Annotated in this window: 21 protein-coding genes; 3 read left to right on the plus strand and 18 right to left on the minus strand. The window is 58.2% G+C overall.

Features of this window, described 5'->3' with window-relative positions:
• Positions 1 to 2 precede the first annotated feature (2 nt).
• The 8 genes from ACM6IQ_RS28150 to ACM6IQ_RS28185 form a co-directional block, all read right to left on the minus strand.
• Positions 3 to 1,016: an iron ABC transporter substrate-binding protein gene (locus ACM6IQ_RS28150; protein ID WP_414880384.1), complete on the minus strand. Its 1,014-nt coding sequence runs from the start codon at positions 1,014 to 1,016 to the stop codon at positions 3 to 5.
• 140 nt (positions 1,017 to 1,156) lie between these two features.
• Positions 1,157 to 1,717, minus strand: a complete 561-nt coding sequence (locus ACM6IQ_RS28155; protein WP_017339020.1) for a membrane integrity-associated transporter subunit PqiC — start codon at positions 1,715 to 1,717, stop codon at positions 1,157 to 1,159.
• Positions 1,718 to 1,735: 18 nt separating this feature from the next.
• Positions 1,736 to 3,391, minus strand: a complete 1,656-nt coding sequence (locus tag ACM6IQ_RS28160) for an intermembrane transport protein PqiB (RefSeq protein WP_017339019.1) — start codon at positions 3,389 to 3,391, stop codon at positions 1,736 to 1,738.
• Positions 3,372 to 4,022, minus strand: a complete 651-nt coding sequence (locus ACM6IQ_RS28165; protein WP_017339018.1) for a paraquat-inducible protein A — start codon at positions 4,020 to 4,022, stop codon at positions 3,372 to 3,374. The genes ACM6IQ_RS28160 and ACM6IQ_RS28165 overlap by 20 nt, the downstream gene beginning before the upstream one ends.
• A complete protein-coding gene (locus ACM6IQ_RS28170; RefSeq protein WP_017339017.1) occupies positions 4,019 to 4,615 on the minus strand; it encodes a paraquat-inducible protein A in 597 nt (198 codons plus the stop codon). Before ACM6IQ_RS28170 ends, ACM6IQ_RS28165 begins: the two co-directional genes overlap by 4 nt.
• Positions 4,616 to 4,882: 267 nt before the next feature.
• Complete coding sequence (locus ACM6IQ_RS28175; protein WP_414880385.1) at positions 4,883 to 6,184, minus strand: NAD(P)/FAD-dependent oxidoreductase; 1,302 nt, start codon at positions 6,182 to 6,184, stop codon at positions 4,883 to 4,885.
• Positions 6,181 to 7,269, minus strand: a complete 1,089-nt coding sequence (locus ACM6IQ_RS28180; RefSeq protein ID WP_017339015.1) for a polyamine ABC transporter substrate-binding protein — start codon at positions 7,267 to 7,269, stop codon at positions 6,181 to 6,183. The genes ACM6IQ_RS28175 and ACM6IQ_RS28180 overlap by 4 nt, the downstream gene beginning before the upstream one ends.
• 155 nt (positions 7,270 to 7,424) lie before the next feature.
• A complete protein-coding gene (locus tag ACM6IQ_RS28185; RefSeq protein WP_017339014.1) occupies positions 7,425 to 8,783 on the minus strand; it encodes a glutamine synthetase family protein in 1,359 nt (452 codons plus the stop codon).
• A 161-nt stretch (positions 8,784 to 8,944) separates the two neighbouring features.
• Here ACM6IQ_RS28185 and ACM6IQ_RS28190 point away from each other — a divergent pair, with 161 nt between their 5' ends.
• A complete protein-coding gene (locus tag ACM6IQ_RS28190) occupies positions 8,945 to 9,856 on the plus strand; it encodes a helix-turn-helix domain-containing protein (RefSeq protein ID WP_414880386.1) in 912 nt (303 codons plus the stop codon).
• 63 nt (positions 9,857 to 9,919) lie between these two features.
• On the plus strand, positions 9,920 to 10,372 hold the full coding sequence (locus tag ACM6IQ_RS28195) for a YMGG-like glycine zipper-containing protein (protein WP_031318953.1): 453 nt from the start codon (positions 9,920 to 9,922) through the stop codon (positions 10,370 to 10,372).
• On the opposite strand, the gene ACM6IQ_RS28200 is transcribed toward ACM6IQ_RS28195, so the two are convergent.
• From ACM6IQ_RS28200 to ACM6IQ_RS28215, 4 genes are all read right to left on the minus strand, one after another.
• Positions 10,357 to 11,382 (minus strand): DUF2955 domain-containing protein, encoded by a 1,026-nt coding sequence (locus ACM6IQ_RS28200; RefSeq protein WP_414880387.1) that lies wholly within the window; start codon positions 11,380 to 11,382, stop codon positions 10,357 to 10,359. The two genes, ACM6IQ_RS28195 and ACM6IQ_RS28200, sit on opposite strands and share 16 nt — an antisense overlap.
• Entirely contained in the window at positions 11,372 to 12,496 is a 1,125-nt protein-coding gene (locus tag ACM6IQ_RS28205; protein ID WP_414880388.1) for an HlyD family secretion protein, read from the minus strand. The genes ACM6IQ_RS28200 and ACM6IQ_RS28205 overlap by 11 nt, the downstream gene beginning before the upstream one ends.
• A complete protein-coding gene (locus ACM6IQ_RS28210) occupies positions 12,489 to 14,015 on the minus strand; it encodes an efflux transporter outer membrane subunit (protein ID WP_414880389.1) in 1,527 nt (508 codons plus the stop codon). The genes ACM6IQ_RS28205 and ACM6IQ_RS28210 overlap by 8 nt, the downstream gene beginning before the upstream one ends.
• 435 nt (positions 14,016 to 14,450) lie before the next feature.
• Positions 14,451 to 15,320, minus strand: a complete 870-nt coding sequence (locus tag ACM6IQ_RS28215) for an NmrA family NAD(P)-binding protein (protein WP_414880390.1) — start codon at positions 15,318 to 15,320, stop codon at positions 14,451 to 14,453.
• A 114-nt stretch (positions 15,321 to 15,434) separates the two neighbouring features.
• On the opposite strand from ACM6IQ_RS28215, the gene ACM6IQ_RS28220 reads away from it, so the two are divergent.
• The gene (locus tag ACM6IQ_RS28220) at positions 15,435 to 16,355 is read left to right on the plus strand and encodes a LysR family transcriptional regulator (RefSeq protein WP_031318951.1); all 921 of its coding nucleotides are present in this window, start codon (positions 15,435 to 15,437) and stop codon (positions 16,353 to 16,355) included.
• Positions 16,356 to 16,444: 89 nt separating this feature from the next.
• Here ACM6IQ_RS28220 and ACM6IQ_RS28225 read toward each other — a convergent pair whose 3' ends face one another.
• The 6 genes from ACM6IQ_RS28225 to ACM6IQ_RS28250 all read right to left on the minus strand — a co-directional run bounded on the left by ACM6IQ_RS28225 (position 16,445) and on the right by ACM6IQ_RS28250 (position 21,503).
• The gene (locus ACM6IQ_RS28225; protein ID WP_017339005.1) at positions 16,445 to 16,984 is read right to left on the minus strand and encodes a cytochrome P460 family protein; all 540 of its coding nucleotides are present in this window, start codon (positions 16,982 to 16,984) and stop codon (positions 16,445 to 16,447) included.
• Positions 16,985 to 17,119: 135 nt separating this feature from the next.
• A complete protein-coding gene (locus ACM6IQ_RS28230) occupies positions 17,120 to 17,896 on the minus strand; it encodes an alpha/beta fold hydrolase (protein WP_414880502.1) in 777 nt (258 codons plus the stop codon).
• Positions 17,897 to 18,364: 468 nt separating this feature from the next.
• Positions 18,365 to 18,613, minus strand: coding sequence for a DUF2790 domain-containing protein (locus tag ACM6IQ_RS28235; RefSeq protein WP_017339003.1), 249 nt, complete (start codon positions 18,611 to 18,613; stop codon positions 18,365 to 18,367).
• 86 nt (positions 18,614 to 18,699) lie between these two features.
• Positions 18,700 to 19,167 (minus strand): cyanase, encoded by a 468-nt coding sequence (gene cynS, locus ACM6IQ_RS28240; RefSeq protein WP_017339002.1) that lies wholly within the window; start codon positions 19,165 to 19,167, stop codon positions 18,700 to 18,702.
• A gap of 471 nt (positions 19,168 to 19,638) precedes the next feature.
• Positions 19,639 to 20,289: a response regulator transcription factor gene (locus ACM6IQ_RS28245; RefSeq protein ID WP_414880391.1), complete on the minus strand. Its 651-nt coding sequence runs from the start codon at positions 20,287 to 20,289 to the stop codon at positions 19,639 to 19,641.
• A gap of 317 nt (positions 20,290 to 20,606) precedes the next feature.
• Entirely contained in the window at positions 20,607 to 21,503 is an 897-nt protein-coding gene (locus ACM6IQ_RS28250; RefSeq protein WP_031318950.1) for an AraC family transcriptional regulator, read from the minus strand.
• Between the last annotated feature and the right edge of the window lie 44 nt (positions 21,504 to 21,547).

A 21,547-nucleotide genomic window follows, 5' to 3' on the forward strand; every position in this document is an offset into this window, starting at 1 on the left:
AATTAGAGCAGTCCGGCCTGTGTCATCAGCTCAACGGCTTTTTTGCTGTCGAGTTTCGAGGCGTCGACTTTCGGCGCGTCGAGCTGCTGCAGGGGCACCAGTTTTGGGTTGGATTGCGCGTTCTTGCCGACCGCGTATTCAAACGAATTGCCGGTCTTGAGGATGGCCTGGCCATCCTTGCCGGTGATCCATTTCAGAAACGCCTGGGCCTGTTCCTTATGTTGGCTGGACGCCAGGACGCCGCCACCGGAAATGCTGACAAACGTGCCCGGGTCCTGATGTTTGAAGTAATGCAGGGCAGTGTCCTTGCTGTTTTCGCCGGTCCGGGCCTGATCACCGAAGCGGTAATAGTGGTAAATCACACCGCTGTCGATCTGCCCGGCATTCACTGCTTTCAACACGGAGCTGTTGCCCCGATACGCGGTGAAGTTGGTTTTCATCCCCTTGAGCCACTCGAGAGTGGCGGCTTCGCCCTTGAGTTCCAGCACCGCGGCGACAATGGCCTGGAAGTCCGCGCCGGCCGGTGACGCCGCCCAGCGACCTTTCCATTTCGGATCGGCGAGATCCATCAGTGACTTTGGCAACTCGGCTTCGGGCAGTTTGCCCGGGTTATAGACAAACACAGTCGAGCGCGCGGCGATGCCCACCCACTTGCCATGCGCCGGACGGTAGGCCGCGTCGACTTGTTCCAGAGTGGTTGGCGCTACGGGCGTAAACAGCCCCGCGTTATCCACCAGCACCATGGCCGGGGAGTTTTCGGTCAGAAACACGTCAGCCGGGGAGGCTGCGCCTTCCTGCACGATCTGATTGCCCATTTCCGTGTCGTCGCCATTGCGCACTGTGACCTTGATTCCGGTTTCCTTGGTAAAGCCCTCGATCCAGGCTTTGGTCAGGCTTTCATGCTGGGCGTTGTAGACCACGATACCGTCGGCATCGGCTGAGTAAACGTGACCTGCACCGAACAGGGCGGCGGCCAGCAAGGCGGCTTTCAGGAAAGAGGGGACAGGGCGATTCATGCAGTGGCGGCTCCGTGATTTTAAGATTCGTGCACGCTGGACAGACCGTTGGGTCGTCAATGATTGTAGGTCAATACGAATCATTTGCAGGTTTGAGACGGTGCCAAATGTAAGGGGATGAATGAGAAAAAAACGTCAATTCATTGCGATGCCGGACACCCTTTTTTCGATCCGGCTGCCGCCTGGCTGATCAACGCGGCCAGGCGTTTGACGTTGTTCTGCTGGGCAAGGACCAAGTCGTCGATGGACGGCCCTGAAGGTGTTTGCAACGTACTTCGGCAGCTGACCAGCGTGGTATCGCCTTCGCCGGGACTGCGCAGGCGCCATTTGACGTCCATCAGCGCGTATTGACCGGGAACCGAATCAAAGCGCTGAACCTCCACGCGCACCGACACTTTGCGCTGGGGATTGCTGTTGGCCAGTTGATCGGCCAAGGCGCTGCGCAACTCATCCACCAGGCTCGCAGCCCACCACTCGGTCTCTAGAATCGCCAGGCCACTGTTGCCCTGACGAATGACGATCTGCGGACGATCGACCTGCGGCGGCACGCTGAGGCCTTCGATCAGGATTTCCCCGCCGTTGGCGCGCGCCGTCCCGCTCAGTTGCGCCGGCGTCAGGGTATGGAACTGGATCGGCTCACTGCGGCACGCGGCGAGCAGCAATAGCGCAGTGACCAACGTCATCTTCAGCGAGGAAACCATGGGTGTTGCTCCTGTTGGTCAGTTGCGCGGCGGTGCCTTCAAGTCCATCGGCGCGGCGTTATCGGGGCGACCGCGAATCAGCGATTCCGGATGCCGGCCCAGGTAATCCGAGAGCTCACGCAAGGAGCGCGACATGCGTCCGAGTTCCTCCAGGGTCTGGGTCAATTGCTCGCGTTGCGGCGAGTCCTCGGCAAGTGTCGAGCTGGCCGATTGCAGGGTCTTGCTGACGTCCGCCAGGGTGGTTTGCACGCCGGGCAAGGTCTTGGCGTTGAATTGCGCGAGGCCTTTGCGCAGCTCGACGAGGTTGCTGTCGAGGTTGCCGGCAATGCGTCCGATGGGCAGATCGTTGATTTTGTTGACCATGCTTTCGAGTTTTTCCTGCAACTGTTCAAGGCTGCCGGGAATGGTCGGGATGGACACAGGCCGAGCGGTTGGATCGAACACGACTTTCTCGGCCTTAGGGTAGAAGTCGAGCGCTATATAGAGCTGACCGGTCAACAGGTTGCCGCTTCGGGCTTGAGCCCGCAGGCCGTTTTCGATGAAGGAGCCCATAAGCCTGACACCGGCGGCTTCGTCATTGGGGTCGTGCTTCAACGCCTCAAGCATTTTGGCGTGAGCCTGACCGAGCCGTTGCGGGTAGATAACGATGCCGACGTTGACCGGAAAGCTGCGCTTTTTTGCATCGAAATCCAGATTGACCGACACCACTGTGCCGAACTCGATGCCAAGGAATTCCACCGGCGCACCGACCTTCAGCCCACGCAATGCCTGGTCGAAACGCAAACTCAGGTATTGCGCCTTGCCGCTGGGCGGGGCGAGGGCGGTTTGCTGGTCTTCGAAGAGCTCGAAGGCTTTTTCCTCGGTGGCCGGTTTATCGTTGGGGCTGTACTCCGGGGCGCGGAAGGCGATGCCGCCCACCAATATGGCGGACAGCGACTCGGTCTTCACTGCAAAACCGTTGGCGCCGACATTCACATCAATCCCGCTGGCGTTCCAGAAACGGGTGTTTTCGGTGACGAAGGCATCGTTGGGTGAGTGAATGAAGACTTCGATGTTCACCCCTTTGCCGTCGGCATCCAGGGTGTAAGCGACGACTTGGCCGACCGGAATCTTGCGGTAGTAAACCGGCGAGCCGATGTCCAGTGAACCCAGGTCCGGGGTGTTCAGCATGAAGCGCTTGCCCGGCTCGCCATAAGTGATCGGCGGCGGATTTTCCAGGCCTTTGAAGTTCTTCGACCGCGCATTGGCCTGGCCAATGTCGGCGCCAATGTAGTCCCCGGACAGCAGCGTATCGATACCTGACACGCCGCCCGCGCCGATTCGGGGCCGCACCACCCAGAATTGCGAGTCTTCGCGGGTGAAACTTTCCGCCTGCTTGGCCAGTTTGATGGTGGCGTTGACGCTTTTCTGGTCGTTGCTCAGTTCTACCTCGGAGACTTGCCCGATCACCACGTTACGGTATTTGACCTCGGTCTTGTTGGCGGTCAGGCCGCTGCCGGTCTTGAATGTGACGGTGATGGTCGGTCCTTCCTGCAGGATGCTGTGCACCACCAGCGAAATACCTACCAGCACCGCGATAATCGGGACTATCCATACCAAGGACACGCTGAAACGACGGGTCTTGATCGGGGCCTGCCCGGGAGCTTGCGGCCCGTCAGTGGCTTGCGACTTCATCCATGACCTCCTCGTGATTCGAATGGTGTTGGTCCCAGATCAAACGCGGGTCAAAACTCATGGCCGAGAGCATGGTGAACACCACGACCAGGCCAAAGAAGAGAATGCCCACGCGGGGTTCGATATCGGCCAGGGCTTGAAACTTGACCAGTGAAGCCACCAGGGCCACCACGATCACGTCGAGCATCGACCAATAACCGATGAGCTCGACGAAGCGGTACATTTTCGACCGCTCCTTGCGCGCCCATTGGCTGTCGCGCTGAACGGTCACCAGCAGGAGCGTCAGAGCGACGAATTTGACGCCCGGCACCGCGATACTGGCGATGAAAATGATCAGGGCAATGTCCCAGGCGCCGTGCTGCCAGAAATCCAGCACACCGCCCATGATGGTGCTGTCGGCGCCGGCGCCAACCATTTTGGTGTTCATCACCGGCAACACATTGGCCGGGATGTAAAACACCAGCGAAGTCAGCAGGTAGGCCCAGGTGCGGGTCAGTGCGTTGGGCTTGCGCCGATGCAGCGGTGCACCGCAACGCTCGCATTCTTGGGGTTCGCCGGTCATGTCACAGGCCAGGCCGCAGCTGTGGCAAAGGCACAGGTTGAGTTCGCTCGCGACCGGAGGCGTGGTCATAAAACATCCCACAGTTCACGTATATCGCGCCCGGCAATGCGGATCATCATCAGGCTGAGAATGGCCAGGGCGAACAGTCCGATGCCGGGCAGCACGTCGAGCAACCCGGCGAGCTTGATCACCGCGACCATCGCCCCCAGCAGGCAGACTTCCAGCATGCTCCAGGGCCGCAGGGTTTCCAGCCAGCGCATGCAGAATCTGAAACCCGGTGAGCGACGGGAGGTGAGGGCGAAGCTCAAGACCCAGATCAACAGCAGCAACTGGAAAATCGGCGCAATGATCATGGAAATGGCGGCCACCAGGGCGATGAAGGTAATCGGGCCCAGCGTCAGGGCCATTATGGAATCCCACAGCGTTGCGCTGTTTTTCAAGCCTTTAAGGCTGATGCTCATCACCGGATAGAAATTGGCGAAAATCCACAGCATCAATGCCGTCACGGTCAACGCCAGCCGCTGCTCCACCGTCAGGCCGTTATAACGCTGAAGCACACCACCGCAGCGCGTACACAGGGTTTTCTGATGTTTGGCGAGCGTGACTTTTTGATACACGCAGTCGCAGTGCTCGCAGATGATCAGTTGGTCAGTCGTAGCCATAGGCCGCACTCGCCAGGACACAGGAAAGTCAGAGCACCTCCTCAATATAGAAGTGCGTTGCGAATGAGCAAATCGAAAGGCAATTTGGCGAGTCAACGGAGGGCGAAGATCGACATTTGTGGCGAGGGGATTTATCCCCGTTCGGCGGCGAAGCCGTCGCTAAACCTGCTTCCGGGGGTTACCTGAAAGAATGCAGGGGGCCGTTTCGCGACCCAACGGGGATAAATACCCTCGCCACAGGTTTTGTGTGAGGTCTGTGCTCCGGTTTCAGCCGAGGATTTCACGCAGCCGATACCAGAACATACCGAGAGCCAGCAACGGCGAACGCAGCATCGGGCCACCGGGAAAGGTCATGTGCGGCACGGCGCTGAACACGTCGAAGCCTTGGCTGTGCCCGGCATGAATCACTTCGCCCAGCAGTTTTGCGCACCAGTGAGTCACGTTCAGCCCGTGGCCGGAGTAACCCTGGGCATAAAACACGTTCGGGTGCTGGCGCAAGCGCCCGACCTGCGGAAAGCGGTTGGCCGTGATGCCAATCTTGCCGCCCCACTGATAATCAATGCGCACATCGGCCAGTTGCGGGAACACCTTGAGCATTTGCGGGCGCATGTAAGCGGCGATGTCTGCAGGATCGCGACCGGAATAATGACAGGCACCGCCGAACAGCAAGCGCCGGTCCGCCGAGAGCCGGTAGTAATCCAGGCCGACTTTCTGGTCGCACAGCGCCAGGTTCTGCGGGATCAATTGCGCGGCAACCTCAGGCGCCAATGGTTCTGTGGCGATGATGTAGCTGCCCGCCGGCAGCACCTTGCCGCTGAGTTTCGGTTCCAGTTCGTCCAGATGCGCATTGCACGCCAGCACCAGACTGCCGGCACGCACCGTGCCGCCGGCACAACGAACCTGCACCGTGCTGCCATGGATCAGTTCCAGCACCGGGCTCTGCTCGAAGATCTGCACCCCGAGCGATTGCGCCAGCCGCGCTTCGCCCAGCACCAGGTTCAGCGGGTGCAAGTGCCCCGAGCCCATGTCGACCAGGCCACCGGCATACACGCCCGAATTGACCACTTGTTCTCGGATCTGCTCCGGCCCGACCAGCCGGGTTTCATGGGCGTAACCCGACTCGGCCAGGCTTTCCCGTTCAGCCTTGAACGCCGTGAATTGCGCCTGGGTGTTCGCCAGTTCGCAAAAACCCCAGCGCAGGTCGCAATCAATATTGTGCTCACGGATGCGCTTGCCCACGAGTTCCACCGATTCGATCCCGGCGCGCTCAAGGTAGCGAACGCCTTCGTGACCGACATGCTTGGTGAATCCACTGACGTCATGCCCGATGCCGCGAATCAGCTGCCCCCCGTTGCGCCCGCTGGCGCCCCAGCCGATCCGTCGGGCCTCCAGCAGAATCACCGAGAGCCCACGCTGCGCCAGTTCGATGGCGGTGTTGACCCCGGTAAACCCGCCGCCGATCACGCAGACATCAGCCACAAGGTCTTTGGTCAAGGCGGGGAACGGCGCCAGCGCATTGGCCGACGCGGCGTAATAGGAGCGCGCATGTTCGTTGCTGTACGGGTTCATTTGTTGGACTTCACTTTGCTCCAGGAACGGGTCATCAAACGCATGATGGTCTGGGGCGGGGTGGTCGAGATGTAGAGTTTGTCGAGCACGGTCTGAGGGGGGTAAACCTCGGGATTGTTGACCAGTTCAGCGTCCATGTACTGCTTGGCGGCAGGGTTCGGGTTGGCGTAACCGACCGAGGCGCTGACGTTGGCGATGACTTGCGGGTCCAGCAGGTAATTGATGAAGGCGTGAGCCTCTTTCGGGTTGCTGGCATCGGCGGGAATCGCCAGCAAATCGAACCACAGATTACTGCCTTCCTTGGGGATCGCGTAAGCGATGTTCACGCCGTTCCTGGCCTCCTTGGCGCGGTTGGCGGCCTGGAACACATCACCCGAGTAACCGAAGGCCACGCAGATGTCGCCGTTGGCCAGGTCCGACACGTACTTGGACGAGTGGAAGTAGGTGATGTAAGGGCGGATGCTCAACAGCTTGGCTTCGGCTTTCTTGAAGTCTTCCGGGTTCTCGCTGCGTGGGTCCATGCCCATGTAGTTGAGGATGGCGGGGAACACTTCGTCCGCCGAGTCCATCATCGACACGCCGCACTGACTGAGTTTCTTGATGTTTTCCGGCTCGAACAATACGGCCCAGGAGTCGATGTGATCGATGCCCAGCACTTGTTTGACCTTGTCGACGTTGTAACCGATGCCGTTGGTGCCCCACAGATACGGCACGGAGTGTTCGTTGCCCGGGTCGTTCTTCTCCAGCAGTGCCAGCAGTTTCGGGTCGAGGTTCTTGAAGTTCGGCAACTGCGCGCGATCCAGTTTGAGGAACGCGCCGGCCTTAACCTGGCGGGCGAGGAAGTGGTTGGACGGCACCACCACGTCATACCCGGTACGGCCGGCGAGCAGTTTGCCCTCAAGGGTTTCGTTGGAATCGAAGACGTCGTAGATCACCTTGATCCCGGTTTTCGCCTGGAAGTCGGCGAGGGTGGTTTCGCCGATGTAATCGGTCCAGTTGTAGACGCTGACGGTCGGCTGGGCCTGTGCAACGGAGCTGACCAGCATGGCCAGCGCGACCGGGACCACGGATTTCAATAGACGCATATCGACACCTCTTGGAATTATTGGGTTATTCAGGTGTTTCGCTATTCCTGTGGGAGCCTGCCTGCTGGCGATTGCGGTGGGCCAATCGATACAGAGGTTGGCTGTGCCGACGCCATCGCGAGCAGGCTCACTCCCACAGGAGATGTGTGCAGGGCTCAGACGCTGAGCAACAAAAACTCCCGCTCCCACGAACTGATCACTCGCTTGAAGTTCTCGTGCTCCGCGCGCTTGACCGCGACATAACCGCGGACAAACTTGTCACCCAGATAACGCCCGATGGTTTCGCATTCTTCCATCTGCGTCAGCGCGTCTTCGATGGTGATCGGCAAACGCAGGTTGCGTCGCTCATAGGCCCGGCCCTGCACCGCAGCGCTTGGCTCGATGCGCTCGACCATGCCGAGGTAGCCGCACAACAGGCTGGCAGCGATGGCCAGGTACGGGTTGGCATCCGCGCCCGGCAAGCGGTTTTCCACGCGCATCGCCTCGGGGCTGGAGGTCGGCACACGCAGGCCCACGGTGCGGTTCTCCTCGCCCCATTCGACGTTCACCGGTGCGGAGGTGTCGGGCAGGAAGCGGCGGAACGAGTTCACGTTGGGCGCAAACATCGGCAGTACTTTGGGGATGTATTTCTGCAGGCCGCCAATGTAGTGCAGGAACAGCTCGCTCATCTGCCCGTCGGCATTGGCGAAGATCGGCTGACCGGTGGCGATGTCCACCACACTCTGGTGGATGTGCATGGCGCTGCCCGGCTCATCGCCGATCGGCTTGGCCATGAACGTCGCCGCGACGTTGTGCTTGAGCGCCGCTTCGCGCATGGTGCGTTTGAACACGGTGATCTGGTCGGCCAGGTCCAGCGCGTCGCCGTGACGGAAGTTGATTTCCATCTGCGCCGGGCCGTCTTCGTGGATCAGCGTGTCGAGGTCCAGGCCCTGCAATTCGCACCAGTCGTAGACGTCTTCAAACAGTGGGTCGAATTCGTTGGCCGCGTCGATGGAAAACGACTGGCGACCGCTTTCCGCCCGGCCCGAACGGCCCAGCGGCGCCTTGAGCGGCAAGTCCGGGTCTTCGCAACGCTGGGTCAGGTAGAACTCCATTTCCGGCGCGACAATCGGTTTCCAGCCCTTATCGGTGTACAGCTGCAGGACTTTCTTCAGCACGTTGCGCGGCGACAGTTCGATCGGGTTGCCAAATTTGTCGAAGGTGTCATGGATCACGATCGCGGTAGGCTCGATGGCCCATGGGATCACGTAGACCGCGTCTGAAACGGGCTTGCACACCATGTCGATGTCGGCCGGGTCGAGCAGGTCGTAGTAGATGTCGTCGTCGACAAAGTCCCCGGTTACCGTTTGCAACAGCACACTTTCCGGCAGGCGCATGCCTCGCTCATGCAGGAACTTGTTGGTGGGTGCAATCTTGCCGCGTGCAATGCCGGTCAGGTCACTGACGACACACTCGACTTCGGTAATCTTGTGATCTTTCAGCCACGTGAGCAGCTGATCGAAAGGGACATTCATAAAGACCTCGTTATTGGTTTTATTAACGCCGGGGAGGGTGGTTTCATCCGCCACACACTTCCCCTGGGACGCGTTGACGACTATCTTGGGCGAGCCTTGACGTTCCATCTATCCACTTTCAGCAGCACCAAAACGCACCAAACGAGTGCGTAAGGTCACCCATGACTACGTGCAATCCATTACAGGTCCAAGCGTTCAACACCGCCGATGTCGCCGAGCAAATCCGCGCCACGCCGGGATGGGTCCAGCATTACCAGCAGATGTCGCCGGGGCATTTTGCCGGGCGGGTGCGGTATCTGGACCTGCAAGGCGTAGAGATCTACGAGGAACACATGAACACTCGGGTCGAACAGAATTTCAGTGCGCCTGAGGGTTCACTGGCGTTCTGTTTCGATCGCAGCGACAACGCGCTGTACGTGTTGAATGAAGAAAGCCGCAACATCTGGATCACGCCGGAGAACTATCAGGAAATTGCCGTGGTGTTCGGGCCTGAGTTCGTTCAACGGCACGGGCTGAATGTCGCCAGGCTCGAAGGGCTGTTCATGGCACCGTTGAACTCGGAGCAGAACGCGCTGTTCAGTCGCTGGTTGAGCGGAACCTTGACCCGTCTGGCGCAGACCCTCGATCCGCCGAGCAAAGAGGCGTTGACCCAGCAGTTGCTGGAAGACTGTCTGTACATCCTCGACAACGCGTGTGTGTGCCTGGACCGCGGTGGTTTGCAGCGTCGCGCCGAAGAGCGGGCGGTGATGAAGCGTATCGGCGAATGGGCGGCCGATTCCCCGGAAGAAACCTTGAATTTGCTGGAACTGTCCCAGGTCGCCGGGGTGTCGCTGCGTCAGTTGCAGCACGCCTTCAAGGCGTACACCGGCATGACGCCGACCCATTGGCTGCGCCTGCGCCGCCTCAACAGCGCCCACCGCGAACTGCTCAGTCGCTCGCCCACGGAAACCACTGTGGCCGAAGTGGCGATGCAATGGTCGTTCTGGCATTTGGGTCGGTTTTCCAGCAGTTATCGCGCGCTGTTCAAAGAGCTGCCGAGTGAAACGCTCAAGCGTGCTGGCCGTCAGTCATAAGTCGGGGGAGGGCGCGCGGGAGTGATCTACACTCTGGAGGCTGAGGACACCTCGGAGGTCATCATGAACAGCTTGTCTTCCCTTGGTCTGTGTGTCGCGCTGTCGATTGCCGCCACGCAGGCATGGGCCGAAACGGTGGTCCCGTTGAAGGGCCAGACGTCGCAACAAACCCAACTGGACATCGAGGCCTGCCACAACATCGCCGCGGGTCAGACTTCGACGCCGCCGCCTGCATCCGGTGGCCGCCTGAAAGGAGCGGCTGTCGGTGCCGCTGCCGGCGCCACTGGAGCTCAGGTTCGCGGTCGCCAGCACGATGAGTTTTATGACCGTGTGGATGACGATGTGAAGCAGGATTATCGGCAGAACCGGGCCAAAGAGACGGCGGCCGCCGGTGCGGTGGTGGGGGGATCGCGTCAACGCCAGGAACGCCGGGCGCAACAGAAAACCGCCGCTTCCACCAGTTCGACGGCCTACACCAGTTGCCTGCAAGGAAAGGGGTATCAGGTTAATCCCTGAACGCGTTTTGGCGGTCGCTGATCCAGCAGATAAACCATCAGGCACGCATACAGAGTCACCAGGATAAACAGCCCCATTCGCACGGCAAATGCAGTGTAGACGTCCTTGCCCGCGAGACTGTCCTGCACCGACTGACCGAGCAGGATGATCATGGTGATGAGGCTGTTGAGCCAGAACCCCGGGCTCAACCGGGTCGGGCTCAGGGCGTACAACTTGCGCGCCAGGATCAGACCGAACAGCAGCATCCACAGGAAAAACATCCACAGGTGCACAAACAGGCTCAGCGCACTCCAGAACAGCACCGCCAGCACGCCGGCCAGCAGGGTCGAACCGACGAGTTCGCGACCGGCATTTCGGGCCGTGGTGGAACTCTGCTGGCCCAGGCCGACTGCCTTCAGAATGATCGGCAGGTAGCTCGCCGGATCGATCATTGCCAGCAAAAACGCTGGCAACACGATCAGGGTTGCACGCAGCGCAACCCGGCTGACTTCTTCCTCCGGTAACAGCGGCGCAGGGGGTGGCGACGGCGCGTTGGGCGGGTCGGGAAACAGCCAGTGACTCACCGCCACCATCAAAACGGCGAGGAGTAATCCTTTGACCAGGGCGCCAATAACCATCGCCGCGAGGTCGAACTCGGCGACACCGGCTGAAGAAATCATGGTCAGGCCGATCACCAGGAACGTGACGATCAGGTTGTTGCCGCCGCGCAATCCAAAACGAAAAACCAGGAACAGACAGACGCCGACCAGCAGCACGCCACTGACCGGGTAATAACGCAGAACCGGAATCAACAACAGGCCGACTCCGGTGGTCAACATTGCAACGACGGCCAGAACAATTCCGGCCTTGAACGGCAATGGCCGGTTGACGGTGGCGAGGAGCAACAACGCAAGCACCGGCGCGATAAAGGGAATCGGCAAGCCCAAACCGAAACTCCCGGCGAGACACAACGCAGTGCCCGTGGCCAGGCGCAGTACACGTTGAGCCCTGGGTGTGCGTTTAGTAGGCATAGGACAGCCAGCTCATCAGACCAAAAAACAGACGACCGAGCGGGTTCAATGGATTGCCTTGGGTAGGAAAGGCCATGACTTCAGCCTGGCCGCCGGCACGCATCGCACGGCTGTCGCGCAGCCGCGCTTTGGATTCCTCGGAAAACTCAATGATCACGGGGAAGCGCTGGGCTGGACGCAGCCAGTCGCGGCTGTTCTGTACATTGGGCAAAGTACCGGGTGCCGGCGTCTGACCGACACTGACGCCGTAACCGACGCTGCGCACGCGCCCGTCGAACACTTCGCCCGGCAGCGCATCCAGAACAATCGCCACTGGCGTATCGACCCTGACCCGACCGAGGTTGTTCTCGGTCATGTCAGCACTGATCCACACATCGTGGATGGCGATCAGGGTCATCACCGGACTGCCGACGGCGGCGAACTGCCCGGCATCGGTGCGCAGGTCGGTGATCAAGCCTGCCGACCGTGCGCGAATCTGCGTGTTGGCCAGGTCCAGTTCGGCTTTCGACAACGCCGTCGCGGCACTGCGCAGCAGAGCGTTATCTTCCTCACTGCCACCTTCCTGCTCCCGCGCACGCTGGACTTCGGCACGGGCGGCGGCGACCTGGCTGACGGCTTGTTCGCGATTGGCCCGAGACACTTCGAGCAGCCGTACGGAAATGGTTCCGGGGTCATCGCGATACAGCCCCTCAAGGCGCTGATTGTCCTGGCGCGCCTTGAGTTCGTTGGCCTGGGCGGCGCGCAGATTGGCTTGTGCCGAGGCAATGCCGGCGGTGCTGGCGCCGATTTGTCGGCGTGTCGATTCGAGGTCTGCGCGTGCGCGGTCGACGGCGATCTGATACGGCTGGGGATCCACCTCGAACAGAACGTCTCCGGCCTTGACGTCCTGGTTGTTGCGCACGTTGACGCGAATGACCCGGCCGGCCACTTCAGCCGCCACCGGAATGACAAAGGCGCCTACCCGGGCCTGTTGGGTGTAAGGCGTGAACCGGTCCGCCGACAAATACCAGGCCAGGCTCAGGACGATGACCAGCAACACCCATTTGATGCCTTTCTTCGCCGGATCGGCGGGCGGCTCGGGTGCCTTGGGGGAGGGCGGTGCGGCTTCACTCATGGTCTTTTACCTTGTTGGCTTGTGCAGCTGAAGGCTCATCCAGCAGATCGCCCCAGTCCGTACGTTGCTCCATTTGCCGGCGGGTCGCCGCATCGATTTTCGGCAGCGCGCTATACCAGCCACCGCCCAGGGCTTTGTACAGGGCAATCACATTGCTCACGGCATTGCTGCGGCTGACCAGGTAATTGTCCTGTTGCTCCAGCAAGGCGCGTTGCGCATCCAGCACCCGTTGGAAGTCCGAATAACCTTCACGATATTGCGCGTTGGCCAGCACCAGCGAGCGCTTGGCGGAGACTTCCGCCTCACGCAGGATACGTTCGCGCTCCAGGGATTTGATCAATCCGCTGGCGGCATCATCGGCCTCGCGCGCCGCCTGGCGAACCTTGTCGCGGTAGGCTTCGATCAACTGCTGCAACCGCGCATCCTGGATACGCACGTTGTTGCTGATCTGGCCATGGTCGAAGAGGTTCCAGCGCAGGCTGGGGCCGCCGATGAAGTCCAGGCTTCTGGAGGTGCCGTTCAGCGTGTCGGCCGACCAGACGATGCTGCCGAGCAAAGTCAACGACGGGTAGAACTCGGTTTCGGCCACACCGATCAGCGCCGACTGGGCTGCGACGTTGAGTTCGGCCGCGCGCACATCAGGTCGGCGCAGCAGGAGGTTGGCGGGCACATCCTGCAGCACTGCGCGGTCTACCAGCGGGATCAGTCCTTCATTCTCAAGCAACTGTGACAGTGCACCGGGTGGCTGACCGACCAGCACAGCCAGCGCATTGCGGATACGCAGCACCTGGTCTTCAAAGTTGGGAATGGTGCTCAGGGTGCCCAGGTACTGAGTCTTGGCCTGTTGCAGGTCGAGCTCGGCTTGCTGGCCGCTGTTGAACAGCTTTTCGGTGATCTCGAAATTACGCTTTTGTTGTTTGGCGTTTTCCTTCGCCACACGCAAACGCGCCTCGGTGGTGCGCAACGAAAAGTAGGTGTCCGCCACTTGGGCACGCAGCAGGACGAGCACGTCTTCGTAGTTGGCCTGTGCGGCGAAGTAACCGGCATCGGCGGATTCGATGGCACGGCTGAAGCGACCCCAGAAATCCAGCTCCCAGCCAATGTCGAACCCGGCGCTGTGTTGCCAGAAATGGCTGTCCTGCGGATTGCTTCCGCCGGATTGCCTGCGGTTGAAGTACAGACTGTCGACGTTGGCTTGCTGCAATTGCGGGTAGCGCCCGCTTTGAGCGATGCCCAGTTGGGCACGGGCCTCCATCACTCGCAGACCGGCGATTTTCAGATCCGAATTTTGGGCGTCCGCCTCGGCGATCAAACGATCGAGCACCGGATCGCCGAAGACTTGCCACCACTGCCGCAGATCAGGATGCAGGTTGCGCTGGCTGGATTGCTCAAGGGCAGGGGAGCTCCAGTGGTCAATCCAGGCTGGCTTCGGTGACTGAAAATCCGGCCCGAGGCGCACGCAACCACTCAAGCCCAGTACACCCAGCAGGAGCAGTTGGCTTGATCGCGTCAAATGCATGCACGTTTTCCGGTCCATTAAGTTCACAAGAGCATAGACGCCCTGATGATCAGCCGACTGCTAAGCTTTCACGCGGCATCACATTCAATATGACTCGTCAAAAAGGAACGGCAGCCATGAATGCACCGCATGCCGCTGGATGGCGCTTCAAACCGGGCATCGCGATCATAGATCTGATGCTCGGCTCATGGCTGATGGCTCATGGCTGATGGCTGATGGCTGATGGCTGATGGCTGATGGTGCCCATCGTGGCGGCAGCGGCAACAGGCAAAAGCTCTGTGCGGAGTTTTCCGAGCATTCGGCATTGATTGAACAACTGACAATAGAATGAGGGCTGAGGGGAGTATTGTGGGTTGAGACGGCAGTTCACCCGCCTCAACACGCAGCCTCCCACCAAGACGCTATGCAGCATGGGAAGGAACGAAGAACAAATAGTTAGAGAGAGAAAGCGACCCGTAGCATACCCTCAAGATCTTTCGGCTTGCGTCCCAACAGTTTTTCAAGCGTATGACTGCTCTGGTCGAAAGCGCCTTTATCAATGGCGTTACCCCAGCCGCTGAGGAATTTCGCGACCGAGGTTGGCCAGCCGTCAGCCTCCCGAGCGGCGATGAATGCTTGAGCGGAAATGGGTTGGTATTCAATCGGCTTCCCCGTCAGTCGAGCCAACCCGTTAGCGATGTCCTGGAATGACCACGTCTGTCCCGCATTCAGCAGGCAAGTGCGGTTTTCATACCCCGTTTCGGTTAACAGTGCGGCACCGGCCTCTGCCAGCTCGGCAAAAGTGGCGAAGCTGGCTCGACCTTGACCTGCTGGGGCACTGAAGTCTTCTTTTGCCGCATCGGCGCCGGTGAGGAAGGGCAAATCGTCGGCGTATAGGGGATGTTGAACAATCGTGTACGTGAGGCCCGACCTCTTGAGCAATCGTTCGGTAGCGATATCGCTTTCAGTCACGCCTTCAATAGGAGCCAGCTCATCGTTGACCCGTTGAATACTGGTGTAAACCACATGGCGAACACCGGCCCGGCCGGCAGCAACGATCACGTTTTTATGCTGGGCAAGACGATCACTGAAGGCTACGGCTGACACCATGTAGATTTTTTCGACGCCTTCGAATGCCGCCACCAACGAATCGTAATCGGTGTAATCCCCGTAGCGCACTTCTATACCCAGTGCAGCCAGGGGCGCGGCTTTTTCAATATCACGTGCCATTGCCACAACATCGGATGCCGGGATTTTTTGTACCAGTGAATGCAAGACAGCATTGCCCAATCTGCCTGTCGCGCCAGTAACGAGAAATTTTGCCATGATGCTTTGCTTCCAATCTTGATAACCAGGAGGAAGCCCATCATGACCAAAGCATAAAAGATAAATTAGTCTTCAATAGGTAGAATCAGCTTCAACCAAAAGTTGGAGATGATCGTGGAAACTCTAGGTAATCTAGAATCCTTCGCCCGTGCCGCGGAAGCCAGCAGCTTTTCCGAAGCCGCACGGCGCATGGGCATTTCCGCAGCCGCTGTCAGTAAGAATGTGGCGCGCCTTGAAGCCAATCTGGGTACGCGGTTGTTCCACCGCAGCACGCGAAGTATCACCCTCACCGAAGCGGGAGAGTTGTTTTACCAACAGGTCGCAGAAGGCCTGGAAACCCTCCAGGGGGCTATCAATCAGATAAGCGAAGCCAGAGAAGTCCCCGCAGGACGATTGCGGGTCAATTTGTCACCATCTTTGGCTTACGATTATGTATTGCCATTGCTCAAGACCTTCATGCAGCGTTACCCCGCGGTGGTGCCAGATTGGCATTTAGAAATACGACGCGTGGATTTGATAGGTGAAGGGTTTGATGTCGCTATCGGTGGCGGCATGGAATTGTCACCTGGCGTTGTGGCACGAGAACTCGCCAAACTTCATCTCGTGGCTGTCGCTGCTCCGTCATGGCTGGAAGGCAAGCCGCTGCCCACTACGCCCAGCGAGTTGCAGGGGGTTGATGGCATCGTAATGCGTTCGACCAACTCAGGGCGTTTGCTGAACTGGACGCTTCGTGATGCTGGGGAAGGGCGGTTCGACCTCAATCTCAAACCCGCAGCCATCATGAACGACCCGGAAGCGCTGTGTAGCTGTGCTGTGATGGGGCTAGGTGTCGCACTGCTGCCCTTGGATCGCGCCTGGCCTCGCTTGCAACGCGGTGAGCTGATTCGATTATTGCCAGATTGGTATGTCGATCTGGGCGTGGTCTCGGTTTACTACTCTTCCAAAAAATCTTTGCCGGCCAAAACACGGGTGTTCGTCGATTTTCTGTTGGAGCATTTTCGAGAATCGCTCTGCCAACACTTCCGTGCCGATTGAGGCCTACGGCGATTGAGCCAGCATAACTGAAGCAATACTCGCATCGGTGGGCACCCGTCCAGTGACGGTTGTTCACCAGCGACGGCCAGTTATTCGGAATACTTTGTGAATATCAGGTCCGTCGCAGTGGGCAATTTCGTATGGCAAGCGAAGCAGCCATTGACGATCTTTTCACTGGGATTGGGCTTGCCGTTTTCAAACTGCCCGTAACCCCATCCGCCTGTATTGGCGTAACGCTTAGAGTCTTTGACTTCGATCTGGACGTTCGTGGGCTCGCCCGCGATGAAAGATTGGTCCCGACCAAACACAGCGTTGTTTTGCGCGGAGGATTCATATTGATAAGCGAGTCGAGCGATGACAGTGCCATCTGGAAATGGCCGTGTCCCATCCCTGAACGCTTTCATGGCGACATCATTTCCCAGAATGACACGGATGTCAGGTTTATCACCTTCTTCATGAGCAATGCTGACAAATTGCCAGTTCCGGTAGCCCGGTGGGAGTGTCACCCCAAACACTGGCGACCCCTCTGCGGCCGTACCGGGGGTTGAATCAGCGTTTGCAACAATAGAGAAAGCTAGCCCGCAAAGAATACTGGCGGTCGCGGTCAGAACGAGCAATTTGGAAGTCATCACAAATTCTCCAACGATGAGTGTACGCAGTTTCGTCGACGACCTTGTCGAAGGTCTGCAAGTGCATCCGGCCTTTCGGCCAGATGCTGATTGAACGAGTGCCACGACCGTTCCATTGACGGTTGCAGGCAATCGTCATTTGGCAGTGGCAGCCGCTTCAATCAGGCTGGCAACGACCTTCGGATTGGACACCATCACGACATGGGACGCGCCTTTGACCGCGACGGTCTGTCTGGCATGCGCTCGTTCAGCCATGAACGCCTGGGCTTGCGCGGGGATGTTCTTGTCCTTGTCACCGTAAACGAACCATGAAGGAATGGTTTTCCACGCTGGCTCGCTCGACTTTTCGTTGAGCGCCTCTGCGGTCACAGGGCGTTGGGTCGCAGCCATGACCTTGGCGTCGGCGTTCGACACATCCGCGGCGAACTGATCGTGAAACTTGTCCTGTTGGATGTAGAGGTCTTTACCACCGTCGGCCAATTCAACCGGTGGCGCCAAGGTTGGGCCAAGTGTGTTGCCTGGGAAGCGACCCGCCAGGTCTGCGGTGGACTCACCTGCCTCGGGCGCAATAGCAGCGACGTAAACCAAGGCTTTGACGTTGGCATTTCCATAGGCAGCTTCGCTGATGACCGGACCGCCATAAGAGTGCCCGACCAAGACGATTGGAGTCTTGATGCTCGCTAACACATCCGCGACAGACTGTGCGTCACCCTTGAGCGAGCGAAGAGGGTTGGAGGCCGCGATTACCGGATATCCATCCTTTTCCAGAATTCTTACCACACCGTTCCAACTGCTGGAGTCGGCGAAGGCTCCGTGCACCAACACAACGGTTGGTTTGATCGGAGCGGCCAATGCAGCGGTCGAACTGATCATTGTTGCTGCGAGCGCAAGCCCTGCAAATAACTGTTTCATCGAATGTTCCTGTGTATAGAAGATTGACGCAGTCAGGTAAATTTGAAACGGGTGCAGAACTGTCTGCGCCTTCATGGGGAGGGCGTTGGCGCAACGTCTATGGAGCGTTTCAGACACTTTTTTGCGCCATCCAGAAGTCCACGGATCTTCGAGCACAGACAGCTATACCTGTAACGAATCGATCGACTGCGCGGATCATGGTCTGCTTCTATCAATTGCGTGAGAACGACCAAAAAGAACAATCTAATATTTCACTGGGTGAAACAGCCGAAGTTTAAGCGCTGAAAGGCTATTGCCCTCTTACTGGCCTGGCGCTTTCGCCAGAGTGATCTTTTCTTGTATCACGCAGCAACGCGGGTATGGCGAGCAGGTAATGCGCAGGTCGTTGGGTGTGCTAGCAGTGACTTTTCAAAAAAACGCCAATGAGGTGTTTTTTATTTTCATTATCCTCGCGTTCCTATGGTTACCTCAATTCGTGCATCCGGTGCCAATGACGCGGTATTCCAGGATGTGTACTTCACCGTCAGAGTCGTTGTATGTCATCCGCACTGGTGTGGGTCCGCAGACATCAGCTGCCAGTGAGGTTTTGACCACGTTAGCAATGTCTAGATGCATTCCATATTTATATATGTCAACTGTTGGATCTGCGTTGGCTTCTTGTGTGTATGTCGATAATGAGGCCGTAACGGACAAGACGAAAAACAGGAATTTAGTCATGAAAGTGATCTCCGGTTTAATGGATGTGAGCTCGTTGAGAGGGCTTTAATTGGCCCGCACGTCGGCCTGTTGTGCCTGTTATACCGTCAGAAAGGACGTAGCGGCAGGAACTTGCCGTCAAGGGTAATCACTGCACGGTGGCCACCCTCTGGATCTTCAACTTTCTGCATATTCAGCTTGAAGTTGATTGCGCTGATAATGCCGTCGCCGAACTGCTCGTGAACCAGCGCTTTCAGCGTCGTTCCGTAGATCTGGATCATCTCGTAGAAACGGTAGATGGTTGGATCACTAGGGACCCCTGACAAACTTCCACGCAGTGGAATGATTTGCAGTAAAGCCACGCTCTCGGAGTTCAGGCCCAGTTTTTGGCCGATGATTCTGGCTGCGTCAGCTGGCAGCGGTTGCTGACCCAAGAGGGCTGCAGTAACGTAAGCCAGGCCCAGCCCGGTACCGTTTGACAGGTCCTGCCATGACAGGTTTCTGCTGGCTTTGGCTTGCAGGATTTCGGTCGTCAATGCAATGCTGACTTCGTTATAAACGTGTGACTGTGTCATGGCGTTTCTCCAGTCGAGATAATGTAACGGATGATATTGATTGGTGTTGTTTTAGAAGTCGGTAATCATTGTCAAAACTGTTGGTAGTGTCTGAGCCTCCATTCAAGTTCGCCGAATTGATCTGTATGCATTGGGACTGATTGCTTTTGTCACTGGTGTCTGCTCGTTCGGTGTTTTCGTTTGCTTGAACACAGGATAGGACTGTCGCAGCCGATAAGCACTTCGACATAAGGTCGAATTTTTTAGCGCGTGAGTGGTAGCGGCTAATACTTGAGTATTAATGGCGGACGGCGAGATTTTGATTTTTTAATTGCTGGACAATTTGTCGGCGTTCAGCTGGGCGAGATTTGTGAGTATGAGTGGGAGTAATAAGAGAGGGGGCGGACGGTGGGGCAGGTGCATAGAGGCATTTGCCTGGCACTCCAAGAGCGTATTGCTTCCAAGTACACAGTACTTACGCCTTAAATTGATTCAGTGCTTACCTCCTATCCCTAGCGATTCAGCCATTCGTACCAGATCAGCAAACGACTTCGCCTTCATTTTTTTCATCGCGTTCCCGCGGTGAATTTTGACAGTGACTTCACTGATACAGATCTCGCCGGCGATCTGTTTATTCATCAGACCCTTCACGGCATAAGCCATGACTTCGCGTTCCCGGGCAGTCAGTGACTGGTAACAGGCATGCAATCCAGCATCCTCCTTGGCCAGTTCACGGCGCTTTGTATCTGTCCTGAGTGCAGCCGATACTGCGTCCAGAAGGTCCTGGTCGCGAAACGGTTTGACCAGGAAGTCCAGGGCGCCAGCCTTCATCGCTTTAACAGACATCGCGATGTCGCCATGCCCGGAAATGAAGATGATGGGCAACTTATTCGCTGACTCAAGCAAATCTCGCTGGACATCCAGGCCACTGGACCCTTGTAGGCGGACATCCAGCACCAGGCAGCACGGTGTTTGAGGGTCGGGGCGGCGAATGAATTCGGCCGCGGAGGCGAACGTCTCGACCCGCACATCCATCGAGCGGAAAAGACTGCTCAATGCGATGCGCACGGACTCATCATCATCAACAACGAAGACTATTGGTCCGTTATCCAGAGGCGAATCAGAGAGAGAATCTCGACTCACATGTGCTCCTCCCAGGTAGGTAACGACAAGTGGAAAGCGGCGGTGTCTCCTCGCTCAGAACCTCCCTATGGTCAAAGGCTCGAGCACAAGGCGGGAAGCCTTGCTGTGGCATCTGTGATTGACTGCAAGTCATTGATGAGCAAATGGCTGATCACCTGGCGCCATTGGATGCGGCCTCCCTACGACTTCGACACCAGCGCAATCATATCTAAGGTCTAGCACAATCCTGTTGCCAGGGCGGCGCGAACAGGCATACGGCCGGGGGAGGTTTCCTTGAAGATCGTGACCGCCGTGTCGCCGATGGACCTGCCGTAGAATTAAATCCCGCGACGCAGTTTCCCTGGCGCCTCGCCGTAAAACTCCTTGAATTTCTTGCTGAAGGCCGATTGCGATTGGTACCCGACCTGTACGGCAATATCGCTCAGCCCCAGATGGGAATGGCTCAGCAGGTTGAACGCCATTTCCATACGGACCTGAGTCAACAGCACCCAGGGTGACGCGCCAGCCACACGTGCAAATGCGCGCAGGAACGTTGCGCGGGACATGCTCGCCATTTCCGCCAGCCCTTCAACGGTCCACTCGAATGCAGGGTCGGCCAGCATCGCCTGCCAGGCGCGTCCGAGGCGTTTGTCGCTGAGCAAGGCCAATGAGCCAGTGGTCTGGCCATCGCTTGCCAGGTGCGCTCGCAGGATTAAGGTGAACAGCGCCTGGGATAGCGCGTCGAGCATGAATCTGGAGCAGACCTGGTCGCCATCCGCTTCGCCACGCAGCATCTCCACCAGCGCAAGTAGCTGCCCACTGGCGGTGGGCGGGATGACCAGATACTCGGGCAGCGCAGCGAAGAGCAGTGACGTGCGATTGAAGTGAAACCCGCCACAGAGCATGTCGAAATCGCGACTGGCCCCGCCAATACGATGCATCGGCACGACACCACCTTCGCTAACGTACGGCACGGTCGGCGCTACGGTTTTGCCTGTGCTGTGCATGACATGCGGCACGCCCCGTGGAAGCAGCAAAATGTCCCCGGTCTTCATGGAAACACGCTCGCCATCAGGAAAATATACCTGGCACTCTCCGGCCAACACGATGTGATAGGGCGCCTTGCCCAAGGCTTCCTGCTCATGCTCGCGAGCCCAATCCCCCTCGAACTGGCAGCGCAAATCCAGGCTGCCGCGCACGTTGGCCAAGCTGATGAGTTTATCGATTGAATTCATTTTGAGTCTTTCGCAATAAAAGCTGAGCCGATCGAACAAACCTG

Source organism: Pseudomonas sp. IT-P100, assembly GCF_949767185.1.
Lineage (GTDB): Bacteria > Pseudomonadota > Gammaproteobacteria > Pseudomonadales > Pseudomonadaceae > Aquipseudomonas > Aquipseudomonas fluorescens_B.

What these genes read in the sequence shown, in the direction of transcription:
- ACM6IQ_RS28155 (WP_017339020.1), bottom strand. Translation starts at nt 1,717, where the DNA reads ATGGTTTCCTCGCTGAAGATGACGTTGGTCACTGCGCTATTGCTGCTC.
- ACM6IQ_RS28230 (WP_414880502.1), bottom strand. Translation starts at nt 17,896, where the DNA reads ATGAAACAGTTATTTGCAGGGCTTGCGCTCGCAGCAACAATGATCAGT.
- ACM6IQ_RS28195 (WP_031318953.1), top strand. Translation starts at nt 9,920, where the DNA reads ATGAACAGCTTGTCTTCCCTTGGTCTGTGTGTCGCGCTGTCGATTGCC.
- ACM6IQ_RS28205 (WP_414880388.1), bottom strand. Translation starts at nt 12,496, where the DNA reads ATGAGTGAAGCCGCACCGCCCTCCCCCAAGGCACCCGAGCCGCCCGCC.
- ACM6IQ_RS28160 (WP_017339019.1), bottom strand. Translation starts at nt 3,391, where the DNA reads ATGAAGTCGCAAGCCACTGACGGGCCGCAAGCTCCCGGGCAGGCCCCG.
- ACM6IQ_RS28225 (WP_017339005.1), bottom strand. Translation starts at nt 16,984, where the DNA reads ATGACTTCCAAATTGCTCGTTCTGACCGCGACCGCCAGTATTCTTTGC.
- ACM6IQ_RS28170 (WP_017339017.1), bottom strand. Translation starts at nt 4,615, where the DNA reads ATGGCTACGACTGACCAACTGATCATCTGCGAGCACTGCGACTGCGTG.
- ACM6IQ_RS28190 (WP_414880386.1), top strand. Translation starts at nt 8,945, where the DNA reads ATGACTACGTGCAATCCATTACAGGTCCAAGCGTTCAACACCGCCGAT.
- ACM6IQ_RS28150 (WP_414880384.1), bottom strand. Translation starts at nt 1,016, where the DNA reads ATGAATCGCCCTGTCCCCTCTTTCCTGAAAGCCGCCTTGCTGGCCGCC.
- ACM6IQ_RS28185 (WP_017339014.1), bottom strand. Translation starts at nt 8,783, where the DNA reads ATGAATGTCCCTTTCGATCAGCTGCTCACGTGGCTGAAAGATCACAAG.
- ACM6IQ_RS28180 (WP_017339015.1), bottom strand. Translation starts at nt 7,269, where the DNA reads ATGCGTCTATTGAAATCCGTGGTCCCGGTCGCGCTGGCCATGCTGGTC.
- ACM6IQ_RS28175 (WP_414880385.1), bottom strand. Translation starts at nt 6,184, where the DNA reads ATGAACCCGTACAGCAACGAACATGCGCGCTCCTATTACGCCGCGTCG.
- ACM6IQ_RS28235 (WP_017339003.1), bottom strand. Translation starts at nt 18,613, where the DNA reads ATGACTAAATTCCTGTTTTTCGTCTTGTCCGTTACGGCCTCATTATCG.
- ACM6IQ_RS28250 (WP_031318950.1), bottom strand. Translation starts at nt 21,503, where the DNA reads ATGAATTCAATCGATAAACTCATCAGCTTGGCCAACGTGCGCGGCAGC.
- ACM6IQ_RS28165 (WP_017339018.1), bottom strand. Translation starts at nt 4,022, where the DNA reads ATGACCACGCCTCCGGTCGCGAGCGAACTCAACCTGTGCCTTTGCCAC.
- ACM6IQ_RS28200 (WP_414880387.1), bottom strand. Translation starts at nt 11,382, where the DNA reads ATGCCTACTAAACGCACACCCAGGGCTCAACGTGTACTGCGCCTGGCC.
- cynS (WP_017339002.1), bottom strand. Translation starts at nt 19,167, where the DNA reads ATGACACAGTCACACGTTTATAACGAAGTCAGCATTGCATTGACGACC.
- ACM6IQ_RS28215 (WP_414880390.1), bottom strand. Translation starts at nt 15,320, where the DNA reads ATGGCAAAATTTCTCGTTACTGGCGCGACAGGCAGATTGGGCAATGCT.
- ACM6IQ_RS28210 (WP_414880389.1), bottom strand. Translation starts at nt 14,015, where the DNA reads ATGCATTTGACGCGATCAAGCCAACTGCTCCTGCTGGGTGTACTGGGC.